At 45.4% G+C, this 16,045-nt stretch carries 13 protein-coding genes; 6 read left to right on the forward strand and 7 right to left on the reverse strand.

All coding sequences use genetic code 11. From position 1 onward, the window contains the following. Nucleotides 1-189: 189 nt before the first annotated feature. The 5 genes from dinG to AC5O63_RS12575 are packed head-to-tail and all read left to right on the forward strand — an operon-like array spanning nt 190 to nt 4,946. Nucleotides 190-2,262, forward strand: a complete 2,073-nt coding sequence (dinG, locus tag AC5O63_RS12555; RefSeq protein WP_494505225.1) for an ATP-dependent DNA helicase DinG — start codon at nt 190-192, stop codon at nt 2,260-2,262. 56 nt (nt 2,263-2,318) lie between these two features. After that, nucleotides 2,319-3,098, forward strand: a complete 780-nt coding sequence (locus AC5O63_RS12560; RefSeq protein WP_239826114.1) for a sulfite exporter TauE/SafE family protein — start codon at nt 2,319-2,321, stop codon at nt 3,096-3,098. An 8-nt stretch (nt 3,099-3,106) separates the two neighbouring features. Further along, complete coding sequence (locus tag AC5O63_RS12565; protein ID WP_494505226.1) at nt 3,107-3,655, forward strand: primosomal replication protein; 549 nt, start codon at nt 3,107-3,109, stop codon at nt 3,653-3,655. Then, on the forward strand, nt 3,655-3,825 hold the full coding sequence (gene rsmS / locus AC5O63_RS12570) for a pleiotropic regulatory protein RsmS (RefSeq protein ID WP_004746908.1): 171 nt from the start codon (nt 3,655-3,657) through the stop codon (nt 3,823-3,825). The genes AC5O63_RS12565 and rsmS overlap by 1 nt, the downstream gene beginning before the upstream one ends. Then, nucleotides 3,813-4,946 carry a ribosomal protein uL16 3-hydroxylase gene (locus AC5O63_RS12575; RefSeq protein WP_494505227.1) on the forward strand — a complete coding sequence of 378 codons (1,134 nt, stop codon included), beginning with the start codon at nt 3,813-3,815 and terminating at the stop codon, nt 4,944-4,946. Before rsmS ends, AC5O63_RS12575 begins: the two co-directional genes overlap by 13 nt. Nucleotides 4,947-5,019: 73 nt before the next feature. On the opposite strand, the gene AC5O63_RS12580 is transcribed toward AC5O63_RS12575, so the two are convergent. Further along, nucleotides 5,020-7,137, reverse strand: a complete 2,118-nt coding sequence (locus AC5O63_RS12580) for a methyl-accepting chemotaxis protein (protein ID WP_494505228.1) — start codon at nt 7,135-7,137, stop codon at nt 5,020-5,022. A 209-nt stretch (nt 7,138-7,346) separates the two neighbouring features. On the opposite strand from AC5O63_RS12580, the gene xthA reads away from it, so the two are divergent. Continuing rightward, nucleotides 7,347-8,153, forward strand: a complete 807-nt coding sequence (gene xthA / locus AC5O63_RS12585; protein WP_494505229.1) for an exodeoxyribonuclease III — start codon at nt 7,347-7,349, stop codon at nt 8,151-8,153. A gap of 236 nt (nt 8,154-8,389) precedes the next feature. Here the strand turns inward: xthA and fabV are convergent, their stop codons facing one another. From fabV to AC5O63_RS12615, 6 genes are all read right to left on the reverse strand, one after another. Then, complete coding sequence (fabV, locus tag AC5O63_RS12590) at nt 8,390-9,592, reverse strand: enoyl-ACP reductase FabV (RefSeq protein ID WP_239855430.1); 1,203 nt, start codon at nt 9,590-9,592, stop codon at nt 8,390-8,392. Nucleotides 9,593-9,769: 177 nt separating this feature from the next. Next, nucleotides 9,770-12,061 carry an acyl-CoA dehydrogenase gene (locus AC5O63_RS12595; RefSeq protein WP_494505230.1) on the reverse strand — a complete coding sequence of 764 codons (2,292 nt, stop codon included), beginning with the start codon at nt 12,059-12,061 and terminating at the stop codon, nt 9,770-9,772. A 60-nt stretch (nt 12,062-12,121) separates the two neighbouring features. Then, the gene (psrA, locus tag AC5O63_RS12600; protein WP_239826121.1) at nt 12,122-12,757 is read right to left on the reverse strand and encodes a TetR family transcriptional repressor PsrA; all 636 of its coding nucleotides are present in this window, start codon (nt 12,755-12,757) and stop codon (nt 12,122-12,124) included. Nucleotides 12,758-13,106: 349 nt separating this feature from the next. Beyond that, on the reverse strand, nt 13,107-13,511 hold the full coding sequence (locus tag AC5O63_RS12605; protein WP_494505231.1) for a GtrA family protein: 405 nt from the start codon (nt 13,509-13,511) through the stop codon (nt 13,107-13,109). Next, entirely contained in the window at nt 13,508-14,929 is a 1,422-nt protein-coding gene (locus tag AC5O63_RS12610) for an ArnT family glycosyltransferase (protein ID WP_494505232.1), read from the reverse strand. Before AC5O63_RS12610 ends, AC5O63_RS12605 begins: the two co-directional genes overlap by 4 nt. After that, a complete protein-coding gene (locus AC5O63_RS12615; protein WP_494505233.1) occupies nt 14,926-15,930 on the reverse strand; it encodes a glycosyltransferase family 2 protein in 1,005 nt (334 codons plus the stop codon). Before AC5O63_RS12615 ends, AC5O63_RS12610 begins: the two co-directional genes overlap by 4 nt. Nucleotides 15,931-16,045 lie beyond the last annotated feature (115 nt).

Genomic DNA, 16,045 nt, shown 5'->3' on the forward strand with positions numbered 1-16,045 from the left:
AATTCACTACAAAAGCAAAACCATTGGCGTGATATATTTTTTACATTTAGAATTAATTGTAAGTACCTGAAGGTTCAGTTTTTTTTTGTGAACAAGATCCACATTTGATTAATAAGGATTCTATTTCGTGAACTAAGTAGTACTTAGAGAACTGTGCTATGATGCGACACCCGCAATATAGGTCACAGTATGCTAACCAGTAAAATTCAACAATCCATTCGTACCAGTTATCAAAATCTACAATCTCAGCTAGAAAACTTTGTACCTCGTCGAGCTCAGAACTATCTTGTTGCGGAGATAGCAAAAACATTGTGTGGCGAATATCACAATTCGACACGGATGATTGTCGCCGAAGCGGGCACAGGAATTGGTAAATCTCTCTCTTATTTAATGGCGACGATTCCTGTTGCCGTGCTGAATAATCGTAAAGTGGTTATTTCAACCGCAACCGTTGCTCTTCAAGAGCAATTGGTTGGAAAAGATCTGCCTCTGTATAGAAGACTCACAGATCGAGAGTTTTCATTTATTTTGGCGAAAGGTCGCCAACGCTACTGCTGTGCAGAAAAACTGGCTTCAGCGAGTGGCGTTGATGGCGGTCAGCTCGCTATGTTTGAATCGAAACCAAAGAAGAAAGACGTTGAGTTACTTGAAACCATGTATAAGTCGCTAGCTCAAGGTAAGTGGGATGGTGATCGTGACAGTTGGCCCAAGCCAGTCAAAGATGAAATCTGGCAATTGATAGTCAGTGATAAGCACAGCTGCAACCTTAGTATGCCTGCGCATAGAGATTGCCCGTTTCAAAAAGCGCGTTCTGAGCTTGATAAAGCCGATGTCATCATTGCTAACCATAGCCTGGTCATGGCGGACGCGGATCTTGGCGGCGGTGTCATTCTGCCGGAACCAGAAAACACCATTTATGTTTTTGATGAGGCCCACCACCTGCCTCACGTTGCTCGTGACCACTCTTCTGCCGCGGCGAGTTTAAAAGGCGCAGCAAGTTGGCTTGAAAGACTTAATCAATCGGTGACCAAGTTTGCCAATATGGCCGATGAGAAAAGAGTCGCTCGGTTTAGAAATGAATTACAAGATTCAGTTCAACAGCTCATTCCTTCATTGAGCCAACTAGCAACGCGCTTTGATCCTGCTCATTTTGAAGAGAACATCTATCGTTTCGAAAATGGAGAACTGCCGAGCTGGCTTGAAGAAGAAGCCAAAGAGCTGAAAAAACTATCCCAAAAAGGCGCACAGTCGGTCGCAAAGGTGGCGGATCTTATCTCAGAGCGAGTTAAAGATGGCGAGCTTGCCAACCGACTCGCAGAGCCCGCTTTAGCAGAATTAGGCTTCTATATTCAACGCATGGATAACCTCGCGCAAGTTTGGAACCTGATGGCGGAGCCGTTACGAGAGAAAGGTGCCCCACTTGCCCGTTGGCTAGAAGTAAGCCCAGAGCGTGAAGGTGATTTCGTGGTCAATGTTTCTCCGCTCGAAGTTGGTTGGCAACTTGACCAACAAATATGGAGCCGCTGCGTAGGAGCCGTGCTTACATCCGCTACCATGCGAGCACTTAATTCCTTTAGCTTTTTCTGCCGTCAAGCAGGCGTGAGTGAAAAGGCAGAAGATGGCGTTAGGTTCCTTGCGCTCGCTTCTCCGTTTGACTATCAAAACCAAGCAGAGCTACATATACCGAAAATGTCCTGTGAACCTTCTGCGCCACAGTTTACTGAACAGTTAATCGAAAAACTGCCAGATCTGATTGAAAGTAATAAGGCAAATCTAGTTCTGTTCTCTTCTTATTGGCAGATGAACCAAGTGGCCGATGCCCTCTCAACAGATTTCGTAAAAAGAGGATGGGGCTTGCAGGTACAAGGGAAAGAGTCGCGCTCAGAAATACTAAAAAAACATAAAACACTGGTTCAATGCCAGAAAACGAGCGTTCTTTTTGGTACCGGGAGCTTCTCTGAAGGGCTAGATTTGCCAGGAGAGCTATTAGAAAACTTAATTATCACCAAGATACCTTTCGCTGTTCCTACCTCTCCTGTTGAACAAGCTCACGCCGAATACATTGAAAGTCGAGGCGGGAACCCGTTTATGCAAATCACTGTACCAGAGGCAAGCAAAAAGTTGATTCAGTCAGTCGGTCGTTTGCTGCGTAAAGAGCGTGATTCTGGTAAAGTCATCATCCTTGATCGAAGAGTAGTGACCAAACGTTACGGCAGCGCGTTATTGGACTCACTCCCTCCGTTTAAACGTATTATTGAATAACAGAGGTCAACATACCTACTCCCTCTCTATATATAGAATTAAAGAAGAATAACTATATGGAATTTTTTGAGCCAACCATGTTGTTGGTGTTGGCACTGGTCGCTTTCTTAGCAGGATTTATCGATGCGGTTGCAGGTGGTGGCGGAATGCTTACCGTACCAGCGCTATTGTCTTTGGGATTGCCTCCGCATATTGCGTTAGGTACCAACAAGCTTGCTGCTACATTCGCATCATCAACAGCCGCGTTTACTTACTATCGTAAAAAGTTGTTTAAACCCCAATGTTGGGTGCGCGCGTTTGTTGCCACTTTAATTGGTGCCATACTAGGTACTCTGTTTGTTGATCTGATCAGTACACAGTGGCTAGAAAAAATATTGCCACTGGTCATTCTTGCTGCGGCGATTTACACCATTTGGCACAAAACGCCGAGTAATGTGAACAATGAATCCCCACAACCCTGCCCTGTGTTAAACAAAAAGCAGTATGCGCAAGGTTTGACGCTTGGATTCTATGATGGCGTAGCTGGCCCTGGTACAGGCGCATTTTGGACAGTCAGTTCAATGGCATTGTATCGACTCAATATTTTGCTCGCTTCCGGCTTAGCCAAAGCGATGAATTTCACCAGTAACTTCACTTCTTTAGTGACCTTCGCAATACTTGGTCATATAGATTGGGTACTTGGCTTGACCATGGGCGTGTGCTTAATGGCGGGCGCATTTGTTGGCGCTCACTCTGCGATACGCTTTGGCGCAAAATTCATTCGCCCTGTTTTTGTTACGGTCGTCAGTATCCTTGCAGTAAAACTCGCATACGAAGCTTGGTTTGTTAACCTTTAGGCCCATTTATGAGTAAAGTTAAGCTGTTACAATCAACGCTTGAACAACTCGCCATCAACGCTGCGGCTTTAGATCGACAGCGTGGTGAGCACCATCTCGCCCTTTTTGACGAGCGACTGTTTCGGTGTAAAGCCAAATTACTCGTTCCATGCGTCAAGGAAACTCAGTCGACACTAGACAGTATCATTCGCGAAGAAGATGCAGGAAAGCTGACGGCTATGCGTGCCGAGTACCTGACTGAACGTTTGCTGGCCCAGATCAGTGCTATTCAGCGTGAACTTGCCACTACAACTATTCGTAAAAACGAGCCTAAACACAGCAGCTATTTCAGAAAGCCGATCAACGAGCTCTACCAACATTTGGCGCAGCACCAAGAATGGGAGCGACGCTTAATGGAGATGGTGCGAGACAAAGAACTTGCGCTTCAATACGCGCCGCCATTTCAGCAACAATCTGCACAGCAGGCGCTAATGGCCACTGAGCAACGACTGCAACGCTGCCAAGAAGCCAAACTCAAAATAGAAAAGCAAATTACCTACAGAGAGAGAAATCAGTAATGTCTTCGTCGAACTCAGGATTAGACAACGCACCGGATGAAATCAAACTTGCGGTTGATCTTATCTACCTTTTAGAAAGCAATGAGGTTGATCCTAAAGTCGCACTCGAAGCCATCAAGATTGTTCAAGCAGATTTAGAAAGTAAGTTGGAGAACTCATGTACCAACTAAGCTTTGATCTTAAGCATTTCCTCGCAGAGTTCTGGCACAAGAAACCAACCGTCATTAAAGGTGGATTTACCAACTTCATTGATCCTATTTCTCCTGATGAGTTAGCTGGCCTCGCGATGGAAGAAGAAGTGGATTCACGCTTCATCACCAACAAAAACAACAATTGGACAGCGCAACATGGGCCGTTTGCTGAATCTCATTTCGAGTCTTTAGATGAATCACATTGGCAGTTGGTCGTGCAAGCGTGTAACCATTGGCACTTGGGTTCCGCTGAATTGATCGAACCTTTTAAATCGTTGCCTAATTGGTTATTTGATGACTTAATGGTTTGCTTCTCAGCACCTAAAGGGGGTGTTGGTCCCCATATCGACCAATACGATGTGTTCATTATTCAAGGTAGTGGAAAACGTCATTGGCGAGTTGGCGATAAAGACGTTGGCCAATACAAAGAGTCGATTCAAGCAGGCGCCTTAAGACAAATTGAAGGGTTTGATGCGATTATTGATGAGATTTTAGAGCCCGGCGACATTCTTTATATTCCACCTGGTTTCCCTCATGAGGGCGACACACTTGAACCTAGCATGAGCTACTCAATCGGTTATCGTTCACCGAAAGAGCAAGAGCTGCTCAGTAACTTTGCCGATTATGTCTTAGCGCATGATATGGGCGATGTTCATCTTCACAACCCAAATATGAAGCCTCAAGCAAGTTACGGCGAAATCTTAGCTTCAGATACAGATTTGCTCGCTGACATGCTAAAGAACGCTTTAAACTCTGACGCTGATATTAAGCAGTTCTTAGGTGCTATGCTCAGCCAATCTCGCCACCAGCTTGACGTTGTCGAGCCAGAAGAATTGATGACTTCGTCAGAGATCTTCGATCACCTCAATACTTCGGGCACACTGCGTAAAGTATCGGGAGTCCGCGCTTTATATCATCAGCAAGCTGCTGATACAGCCTATATTAACGGTGAAGCTTTCCAAGTCAGAGAAAAGTGGCTGCTTGATGCGTTATGTAATCATGAATGTATTGATATTCATTCTTTTACTAATGTGACCGATGAGCAGGCAGTGAGCCTTCTTACTGAGCTTGTCAACAAAGGCTATTGGTATCTCGATTAAACTACTGGTATCGAAACTAAAAGGGCTTCGTACAACGAAGCCCATTTGATTTTTAACTGTGAGAATCGAATATCTAAACTTTAAACTGATTCACCAACTGCTGCTGCTTATCAGACAGATCGGCAATTTGAGCACTCACCGTCTCTGACTCTTCAGCTTGAGTGAGAATTTGCGCGCTCAAGTCCCTGATGTTACTCACACTCTGGTTAACCTCTGCCGAAACAGACTGTTGCTCTTCGGCCGCCTTAACGATCTGAGTGTTCATATCATTGATCGATGCGATTGCTTCAAAAATCTGACCTAACTCTTTCGCTGCATTTTGTACTTGCACAGCAGAATCATTGGCAAGATCGTTACCATCTTGAATCGCTTGAACCACATCTCGCGTGCCATTTTGCACGTTTTCGATCACTTGTCTGATTTCACCAACGGATTCTTGAGTTCGGCTCGCAAGATTACGAACTTCGTCAGCAACTACCGCAAAGCCTCTTCCTTGTTCACCTGCCCTGGCGGCTTCAATGGCGGCATTAAGTGCAAGTAGGTTAGTTTGCTCAGATATACCCTCGATTACAGATAATATCTCAGTGATATTGGCATTGTTGGTCGCCAGTTCTTCCACAACGGGAACAGCGGCTGTCATGCGCTCGACCAAACGCATCATCTCCTGCTGAGATTTCTCAATCACATCTTGACCAGTTGCAGCCGCCTCGTTTGCCTTCTCAGCCTCTCGCACTGCCACTTCAGCGTTTTGAACCACCAAGCCCGCCGTTTGAGTCATCTCTTCAGATGCCGTTGCGACTAAATCAACTTCTTTGAACTGCGAGTCGCTACTGGTGCGAGTTTGCTGCGCGGCAACTCGCGACTGTTGGGTTGTTGTTCCTACTTGAATCGTCGTATCGACAACTTCACTGATAATTGATTGCAGCTTATCTAAGAAACGGTTGAAACCGATCGCGAGCTGTCCGATTTCATCTTGCGACTTCACATCTAAGCGTTGGGTTAAATCCCCTTCACCTGAAGCGATATCATCTAAGCGTGCAACCACTTCTCGGATTGGCTTCACTAAACGTGAGGCAGAGAAGGCAATCGTAGCAAGACCAAGCACAACAAGCACAATACCTGCGATAAGCTCTGTCGTCACACTCGACTCGACTTGCTGGCTGATTATCTCATCTAGAGCCTCTGCATCTGCAAGCACACTAGAGCGAGGTAGATCAAATAGCACCCCCCAAGTCTGATTCGCGACCATAATTGGTGCAAACACACTTAGCCACTGACCGTCTTCACTCCACTGTGTCTGAACAGATTGGCCAAACAATAGGTCAGTTAACTTATCCGGAGAAACAATGTCACTCGTAAAAGGCTGGCCGACCGCACTAGATGGATTATCACTGGCGATCAATGACCCGTCTAAGCTGATCAGATTGACATGACCACTGCCAGAGAACAGCTGTTGATCAGAGTTAACGACAATCCCTGACAGACCATCTAATCGCAGGTCGATGCCAAAGAAACCAATTGTTGTATCATCAATCAAGAGTGGAATTGAAATTGAACTGGTTAAGAATGCCCCGCCATCTTGAGTGACCACTCTTGGCGTGGTAATACAGGTATCACCCGACGCTAATGGGCAGTAGAAACGCTCACTGTTGGTTGCATCTTCTAATACGGCTTCAGATAAAACACTCGAAACAATGTTTTCACCATTTTGCGCTGTCATCCAATATGGCGCAAATCGACCAATTTCATTGGACCCAACATACTCAGCGTCAACATAGTTACTGTCTTCGTTATCAAGCATATTGGGCCTAAACACCAAGTAGGCACCTTGTACAGTGTCAAAATCTATAACCGCTCTGCGTACCATCTCATCCAATGCAGTTCGCAATTCTTCACTATCACCAAAGTTTTCTTCACTTAGGTTCTTTTGAAACATCACGCTAGATGCGAGCATCTCTGCTCGGTACAAAGCTTCATTTAGAAACTCTGAAACTTGCGTTGCATTAAGCAAGGCGCGAGTCTCTACAATCTGTTCTGACTTGTCGATAACAGACTTTGAACTTTGCTGTTTGATCTGGTGTTGATTAGAAATCGCGTTATAAACGGAAAAGCCAATCAAAGAAAGAGAAGTAACAAGCAGGCAAAAACCTGCTAGGAGGGTGATTTTCCACTGCACTGATAACGTTCGCATAATACATCCTTATAGCAAACTCGGTGTTTCAAATAGACAAATTAATTAGTAAGCATCATTGGAATTACACCATAAACAAAGTAGATATCAATCGAAAGTTTAAAAAAATGTTAATAACTGCTAAGTCGGTTCATCACCTTCGCCGCAAACGATAATTGGTGCTAGTATTGCCTTACAAAAATTCGAACAGCCACAAGCAAGGAACTGAAATGAAAGTTATTTCATTTAATATCAACGGTCTTCGTGCCCGCCTTCATCAACTACAAGCCGTGATCGATAAGCATCAACCTGACGTTATCGGCCTACAAGAAATCAAAGTTCACGACGAAGCCTTCCCCCTAGAAGATGTGGAAGCAATGGGTTACAAGGTGTACTTCCATGGGCAGAAAGCGCACTACGGCGTTGCCATGCTGTGTAAGAAAGAACCTATCTCAGTTCAAAAAGGTTTCCCAACCGATAACGAAGATCATCAAAAGCGTATGATCATGGTGACGTTAGAAGATGATAATGGTGAAAAAATCACTGTACTTAATGGCTACTTCCCACAAGGCGATAACATCAGCCACGAAACCAAGTTCCCATATAAGCGTCAGTTCTATAAAGACTTGATGACTTACCTCAACGATCATCACAACAATGATGAGCAGCTTATCGTTATGGGCGACATTAACATCAGCCCAATTGACGCCGACATCGGCATTGGCGAACCAAACCGTAAGCGTTGGCTGAAAACCGGTAAGTGTTCGTTCCAGCCGGAAGAGCGCGAATGGTTGAAGACACTATTAGACTGGGGCTTTGTCGACACTTTCCGTCAAATCCACCCAGATGTGAACGATCGTTTCTCGTGGTTTGATTACCGCTCAAAGGGGTTCCCTGATAACCGTGGCCTACGAATCGATGTGGTTCTCGCCACACCTAAGCTTGCTGAGAAATGTATCGAATCAGATGTTGACTACGAATTACGTGGTATCGAAAAACCTTCTGATCACGCACCGATTTGGTCGACGTTTAAATAAAGAGCTGGAGAGCTGGAGAGCTGGAGAGCTGGAGAGCTGGAGAGCTGGAGAGCTGGAGAGCTGGAGAGCTGGAGAGCTGGAGAGCTGGAGAGCTGGAGAGCTGGAGAGCTGGAGAAAAATTAAAAGGGTTGGCACTATGTGTCAACCCTTTGTTTTATTTCATATAACTAGAAAGTATCACTTCTAGTTTTCCAGAAGCGAAGCGGTCTAGACTCTCGGAGCGCAGCGTTCCAAATCTAGATCGCAATAAAATCTGCTTTGTAATCTGGGTTTACGTCAGCTTCGTAATCTACGCCTTCAACACCAAAGCCGAATAGCTTCAAGAACTCTTCTTTGTACTCAACGTAGTCAGTCAGCTCTTTTAGGTTTTCAGATGTGATTTGTGGCCATAGGTCACGACAGTGTTGCTGGATGTCGTCACGTAGTTCCCAATCATCTAGACGTAGACGGTTCTTGTCGTCCACTTGTGGTGCACTGCCGTCTTCTTTGTATAGACGCTCACTGAACATACGGAAGATCTGTTCCATACAGCCTTCATGTACGCCTTCAGCACGCATCTTCTTAAATACCATCGCAATGTATAGTGGCATTACAGGAATAGCAGAACTTGCTTGAGTTACAACAGACTTAAGTACTGCAACATTCGCCGTACCACCTGTTGCTGAAAGCTTATCGTTAAGAGCCGTTGCAGCGCGGTCAAGGTCCATCTTCGCTTTACCTAGCGCACCATCCCAGTAGATTGGCCAAGTCAGTTCAGTACCAATGTAGCTGTATGCAACCGTCTTACAACCGTCAGCTAATACGCCCGCTTCAGATAGAGCGTTGATCCAAAGTTCCCAATCTTCACCGCCCATTACAGTAACAGTGTCTTTGATCTCTTCTTCAGTTGCCGGCTCTACGCTTGCTTCGATGATCACGTCTTTGTTGGTATCAACCGCTGTAGAAGTGTAAGTATCACCGATTGGCTTAAGTGATGAACGGATTAGTTCACCGGTTTCTGGCATCTTACGTACTGGAGAAGCCAGTGAGTAAACTACCATATCAATCTGACCAAGGTCTTCTTTAATCAATTCGATTGTCTTTTCTTTCGCTTCGTTAGAGAACGCATCGCCATTTAGGCTCTTTGCGTACAAACCTTCTTCACGAGCAAGCTTTTCAAACGCTACAGAGTTGTAGAAACCCGCTGTGCCAGGTTTTTTCTCTGTGCCTTCTTTCTCGAAGAATACACCGATAGTTGAAGCACCGCCACCAAATGCCGCAGCGATACGAGAAGATAGACCGTAGCCACTTGAAGCACCAACAACAAGTACACGCTTAGGTGCATCTTTGATTGGGCCTTGCGCTTTTGTGTAAGCAATTTGTTCTTTTACGTTAGCTTCACAACCCACTGGATGCGTTGTAGTACAGATAAATCCACGAATTCTAGGTTTGATGATCATATTCAACTTCCTTTAAAAAACCCCGCTAGGATAAAAGGTTCATCTGAAGATCGCATCTAATTTCTGTAAAAATGGCGCGAAAATGTAAGTGGTTGGAGCACTTTCAGCGGCTATCGAGATCTTTAGCAAAAAAGAAAGGCACCATCTGGTGCCTTTCGTATCTTTATTGTTACTTCGCTAAGCTGCAGTATTTAGCTTAGCTTTGCCCTTTTTTGGCTTACCATTGGTGTGAATCGCGCTAAAGTCATGGCTAAAGTGGTCCACTTGAATCGCTTTATAGCGAAGCTTGTCTGCCGCGACGATCTGATCCACTTCTTCCTGAGTTAGAACATCCGCTTCTAGTGCCTGTGCCAATCGGTCTGCCAGTAACCCTTTGCGAGCAACCTTACCTTCCTTCGCCGCACGCATTAGCTTACGCTCCAGCCCCTTAATGTCATACATAGCTAAGAATGTCGTTTCCATTAGGCCAACACTGTCATTCTCATCTTTGCCAACGTAGCAAAGGTTAGTCAATCGATCGCGCTGCGCACCCGGAGTCATTAAGGCTTCCGCTAGTTTCACCGTTAAATCGTCACTAGGCTTCGCAAAGTGGTTACCTAACGGGAAGATAAGAACTTTTAATAAACGTCCGACGGCTTTCTGAGGATAGTTAGTGAAGGCTTCTTGCAATGCATTAGCCGCATTGTATAAACAGTGCTGAACAGCATAGTGAACAAAGTCTAGATCTTGTTGCTGACGACCTTCATCCTCATATTTCTTAAGTGCTGCTGAAGCCATGTATAGATAAGCAAGAACATCACCTAAACGAGCAGAAATCATCTCTTTACGTTTCAGATCTCCACCTAGCGTCGCCATCGCAATATCAGCACTCACTGCAAGCGCACGGCTTAGGCGAGTCATCTCTTTGTAGTACTTCTGAGTCGCACCGCTCATGTCGGCTTTAATGAAACGAGAGCCTGTCAACGCCGCACCAAACGCACCGAAGGTGTTACCCATTGCATGTTTGATATGTTTAAACAGCAAGTCATCAAACTCTTTCGCACCCTCTTTTTGGTCAGGATTCGCTGCCGCTTCCATCTCTTTCAGTACGTATGGATGACAACGTGTCGCGCCTTGCCCAAAGATCATCAAGTTACGAGTAAGAATGTTGGCGCCTTCTACCGTAATCGCCACCGGAATACCCAAGTATGGCGATGCCAAGTAGTTCATTGGGCCATCTTGAATTGCACGACCAGAGTGAATATCCATTGAGTCATTAAGAATGGTACGGGCCATCTCTGTCATATGGTATTTAGCGATCGCGGTGACAATGCCCGGTTTCTCTTTAAGATCAAGAGAGGTTGTCGTCAGGGTTCGACTTGCTTCTAGTAGGTAAGTTAAACCACCAATTCGACCTAGCGATTCTGCTACCCCTTCAAACTTACCAATCGACATGCCAAATTGCTTACGAACATACGCATAAGCACCTGTCGTACGTGAAGTTAGGTGACCAACCGCAGTGCCCAATGCCGGAAGTGAAATACCACGACCTGCTGATAGACACTCAACGAGCATACGCCAACCTTTACCTGCGTAATCTTGACCACCGATCAACCAGTCCATTGGAATGAACACATCTTTACCAAAGGTTGGGCCGTTCATAAATGCTAACCCGAGTGGGTCATGGCGCTCACCGTTTTCAACACCTTTATGATCTGCTGGGATAAGAGCACAGGTGATACCCAATTCTTTCTTGTCACCCATCAAACCATCTGGATCGTACATCTTGAACGCTAAGCCAAGAACAGTCGCAACAGGTGCTAGTGTAATGTAGCGCTTGTTCCAGTTGATACGAACACCTAAGACTTCTTTGCCTTCATGCTCGCCGTAACAAACAATACCTTCATCTGGAATACCACCAGCATCAGAGCCCGCTTCTGGGCCAGTAAGCGCAAAACATGGGATATCAGTACCATCCGCTAGGCGAGGCAACCAATAATCTTTTTGTTCCTGAGTACCGTAGTGTGACAGAAGCTCACCTGGACCTAACGAGTTTGGTACCATCACACAAACCGCGGCACTGATACTACGGGTTGCAATTCGCGTTACAATTGTTGAGTTAGCCAATGATGAAAACTCACGACCACCGTACTCTTTTGAAATGATCAAAGAGAAGAAGCGCTCTTTACGCAGGTACTGCCAAACTTCAGGTGGCAAATCACGATCTTCTTTTACGATCTTATGGTCATCTAGCATAGCTAGCAGAGTTTCTAGCTCGTTATCCATAAACGACTGCTCTTCAGCCGTTAGGGTTGGCTTAGGATAATGGTGAAGCTTAGTGAAGTCAGGGCGACCAGAGAAAAGCTCTCCATCCCACCAAACACTACCCGCTTCCATTGCTTCCTTTTCAGTGCTCGATAGTGGTGGCAGCACTTTCTTAAACATTTTAAAAGCTGGGTCACTTACCCATTTTCTTCTTAGAGAGCCCATAATCAGATCCTTTTGTTCACTATTTAGTGGTCCAATATTTTTGTTATTTGTAGGTACTAGTTAAAACTTCGATTCCGCAGCGACGCCTGCTGCTAGGAATGGAATCAGTTGGTCAACAACAGATTTGGCATCCATTGCTTTTCCATAATCATTTTCAGCAATCTCAAGTAGCGCTTGACTCGAAGCCATTGTGAAAACACAAGTCCCGAGCGTGAAATGTAAACGCCAGAACAACTCTTCTTGAGTGAGCTTCGGATTCGCTTTCATTACCGATTGAGTAAACAGAGATAATGCTTCCGAATAACGAGTGGTGATAAACCAACGCAGATGGCCCTGCACATCGGTATAACCGCGACCGATTAATAGCATAAAGCGACTGGTTCCATTTGGCCGTACATCATTTAGATTACGTAACGGACCGCGTAGAGACTCAAACACGTCAGCCATCTCAAAACTTTCATTTAGGTTGAGGTTAATCAATGCATCTTGAACGGCTGGCATAAATGCTTCGAGGTATCGATCCAACACCGCTCTCACCAAGGTTTTCTTATCACCAAAGTGATAATTAACCGACGCTAAATTCACACCCGCTTTACTGGTAATAGTGCGTAGAGAGGTATCTTTGAAGCCATGTTCTGCAAACAGCGCTTCTGCTACATCAAGAATTTTCTCTTTGGTGGAGTTTCTACTTGCCATTTTAATCACTCGTATTAAACAACTGTTTGAAAATATACATCCGAAACAACAAAGCAACAAGCTGTTAACATCACATTTTTATAGATTGGTCTGACCACCATGTCTGGATTGGGTTCTAAGCGCTTGAAAGAAGAAAATTAAATATTTTTTGAAAAAAGTTGGAACTGTTTTGAAAACGCCCGGTCTGAATAAGTGTAGTTAGCAGAGCATTCGAGGGTTTGGACAACCCACTAAGTTTACAGGCCGTCAAACTTGTTTTCTTACTGAAGCTACTAATTTACGCTGCTTTTTCTTATTAACTCCTATGTTTATTTGTATCCGCCCAGAGCCTGATTGCTCTGGGCTTTTTTTATTTTGCGCGTTTAATACCAACCTGAGCAAAAACCCAACGAGAACTTAGCAAGTAGTTACTCACCATCCCTACCAGTATCCCAGCAACTAAGGCAATCAAAGGCCCTCTCCCTACTTCTCCTAAAACAGACGACAACAGCTTAAACACCAAGAAGTTTGGCAAGGCAGATAAGCTCGCGCCACACATAAACTTGATCCATTGCTGAGCCACATTTTGTTCTGTGTTTTGAAAAGTGAAGATGCGATTACCAAACCATGTCACCGTCGCGGCGCACACAAACGCGATTACACGGGCAATCATAATTGGCGTGCCTGACAGATAAAACAGAGCTGAAAAAACCAATGCATCGGCGACAAAGCCGATGCACCCAATCACTGCAAAGCGAAAAAGCTTGCTGTTCATGACTGTTGACCACAACGATACAATGAGCGACGACTCTTTGCGGTAAACTCGATAATGCAGCTTAACTGCTTTTCTTTAACCAGTTTATCTACTGCATTGCGTTCTCCAATCAGCTGCACCTGAGACAAGGAATTAAGTTCCGATTCATCACTGAGTAACTTCGCCTGACCAGAACTGTAAAACTGACCGGAGAAAGGACGTGAGCCCACATAGTAGGTAGCAACGTCAGGCTGAGCCATTCTAAGAATGACTTTGTCGCTACGTTTATCTCCGACATCTAAATGAATAAATCCGACCGCAATCACCAGTAACGCGGGTACGATACTCGCGGTGACCTTAAACCACTTTTTATCTTGTTTTAGATCCGAAACCAGAATCGCCATCAGCAAACCAATCGCAGGCACACCCGGCAGCACATAAGCGGGCAGAATGTTTCCAGAGAAGGTAAATAGAACCAAAGGCGCTATCATCCAAAACAGTAAGAAGCTAACAATGCCATTTTTAGGTTTGATCGTTGATTTCAAACTGCGACGTTTTTTCCACAGTAAAACCGGCAACACAATTGACCAAGGCGCAGCGGAATATAGCCAGAACAACCAGATGGTGCCGCGAACTTCATTGTGTGCCGTCCCGTAGAGGTCCCCCTCCCAACCACTGACTAGAAAGCGCTTAAAATGCTCACCTACGATGAAATAATCGATAAAGCCCGGAGTTGCACGTTCCGCCAACACATACCAAGGTAAGGCAATGATTAGCATCAGCAGTGTCCCGGATACGATCGGAAAACGCTGCCAAAGCATTTTTAGCACCTGAGTGAAACCATGCTGCACTGCAAGCCAAGGCACAACGGCAAGCCCCATTAATACAATCACAAGCAGCCCTTTAGCCAATAAGCCGATTGCTAGGCCAACAAAACCAATGTAGCCCCAACCCCTATTAGGCTTATCTTCCTCATAGCTAAGCCAGCATAAATAGAAACCCAGCATAGCGATAGTCATGCCTAAGGTTAGCGCCATATCCGTCATTACCGCACCTGCAGCAATTGAAAAGATCCCACAGGTTGCCAAGACCAGCGCCGTGATCAAGCCGCTGTAACCTAACCGCTTGGCAAACAAGCCCATAAGCACCAAAATAACTACACCTGCGATCCAATGGGGAACTCGAACGGCAAACTCGTTGATACCGAACGTTTCGATACCCACTGCACTCATCCATGTGAACAATGGCGGCTTACCCCAGAAAGGCACGCCATAGTCAAATTGAGGCGTAATCCAGTTGCCCGTCTCAGTCATTAACCGCGCCATTTCACCGTATCTGGCTTCGGTGGTATCCATAAGTGGGTAAGCGCCTAAAGTCAGCAGTCGAATCAAGAGTGCCGCGCCTAAAATCGCCCATAAGTGAACTCGGTTAAAACTCACGCCCGTTTCTCCGTTTTTTGTACTTGGTGCCTTGCTTGTTTTTCACTGACCGACTGCACTAGGTAGAGTGGTCTTTGCTTGGTTTCAATGAAGATTCGACCAATGTATTCGCCCAATACACCGATACTGAGAAGCTGAATGCCTCCTAGTGCCAATTGCACTACCATCATTGACGGATAACCGGTGACAGGATCACCAAATAGCAGCGTCTTAATCACGATCATCACGCCGTAGATGAATGCGCCCCCTGCAATTAAGCTTCCAAGCACTGTGGCAAGCCTAAGAGGCCTAATTGAGAAAGAGGTAATACCATCGACGGCTAAACCGATCAGCTTGAGATAATTCCACTTCGTTTCGCCGCTAAATCGTGCATCGCGTTGAAACTGAATCGTTGCTTGCTTGAATCCCGGCCAAGCGAAGATCCCTTTCATGTAGCGATTTCGCTCAGGGAGCCGATTGATATGATCAACAACTTCCCTCGACAGAAGGCGAAAATCTCCGACATTTTCAGGGATCTCAGATTTGACCATCGAATTGAGAAGGCGATAAAACACAGCTGCGGATTGACGTTTAAACCACGTCTCGCCAAGCCTTCCCGCTCTTTGCATATTGACCACATCGTAGCCCTCGCGCCATTTATCTAGCATTTGAGGAATTAGCTCAGGCGGATCTTGAAGATCGGAGTCAATGAGAATTACCGCTAAACCATGGCAGTGTTCTAGTCCTGCACTCATGGCTGCTTCTTTACCAAAGTTACGGCTTAGCGACACACTCTGAATCGATGAAGAACGACTGGTGAAGCTTTCCACAATCGCTAAGCTATTGTCTGTGCTACCATCATCGATGTAGATGATCTCACTGGTGTCAGCCAAGCTATCTAAAACTGAACTTAAACGTTGGTGTAGCTCAGGCAGCACCTCTTGCTCGTTGAAGTAAGGGACAACAACGCTAAGAGTGACTGATGACTGAGTATGATGTGGCACTGAGGTGACAATACCCATATGGCCCCCTATTTGGGTTAGATTCTCAAACGCAGCTCAAGTGAACTGCTGTATTGCGATCGAATCTATCAACCAGGGTGTGAAAAGCTTGTTGTTCACGTTTTTTTCACGGCAT

This window comes from Vibrio sp. SCP2 (assembly GCF_059295395.1).

Coding starts and splice junctions, on each gene's coding strand:
- AC5O63_RS12560 (WP_239826114.1), top strand. CDS start 2,319: ATGGAATTTTTTGAGCCAACCATGTTGTTGGTGTTGGCACTGGTCGCT.
- fabV (WP_239855430.1), bottom strand. CDS start 9,592: ATGATCATCAAACCTAGAATTCGTGGATTTATCTGTACTACAACGCAT.
- AC5O63_RS12565 (WP_494505226.1), top strand. CDS start 3,107: ATGAGTAAAGTTAAGCTGTTACAATCAACGCTTGAACAACTCGCCATC.
- AC5O63_RS12575 (WP_494505227.1), top strand. CDS start 3,813: ATGTACCAACTAAGCTTTGATCTTAAGCATTTCCTCGCAGAGTTCTGG.
- dinG (WP_494505225.1), top strand. CDS start 190: ATGCTAACCAGTAAAATTCAACAATCCATTCGTACCAGTTATCAAAAT.
- xthA (WP_494505229.1), top strand. CDS start 7,347: ATGAAAGTTATTTCATTTAATATCAACGGTCTTCGTGCCCGCCTTCAT.
- AC5O63_RS12605 (WP_494505231.1), bottom strand. CDS start 13,511: ATGAACAGCAAGCTTTTTCGCTTTGCAGTGATTGGGTGCATCGGCTTT.
- rsmS (WP_004746908.1), top strand. CDS start 3,655: ATGTCTTCGTCGAACTCAGGATTAGACAACGCACCGGATGAAATCAAA.
- AC5O63_RS12580 (WP_494505228.1), bottom strand. CDS start 7,137: ATGCGAACGTTATCAGTGCAGTGGAAAATCACCCTCCTAGCAGGTTTT.
- AC5O63_RS12595 (WP_494505230.1), bottom strand. CDS start 12,061: ATGGGCTCTCTAAGAAGAAAATGGGTAAGTGACCCAGCTTTTAAAATG.
- psrA (WP_239826121.1), bottom strand. CDS start 12,757: ATGGCAAGTAGAAACTCCACCAAAGAGAAAATTCTTGATGTAGCAGAA.
- AC5O63_RS12615 (WP_494505233.1), bottom strand. CDS start 15,930: ATGGGTATTGTCACCTCAGTGCCACATCATACTCAGTCATCAGTCACT.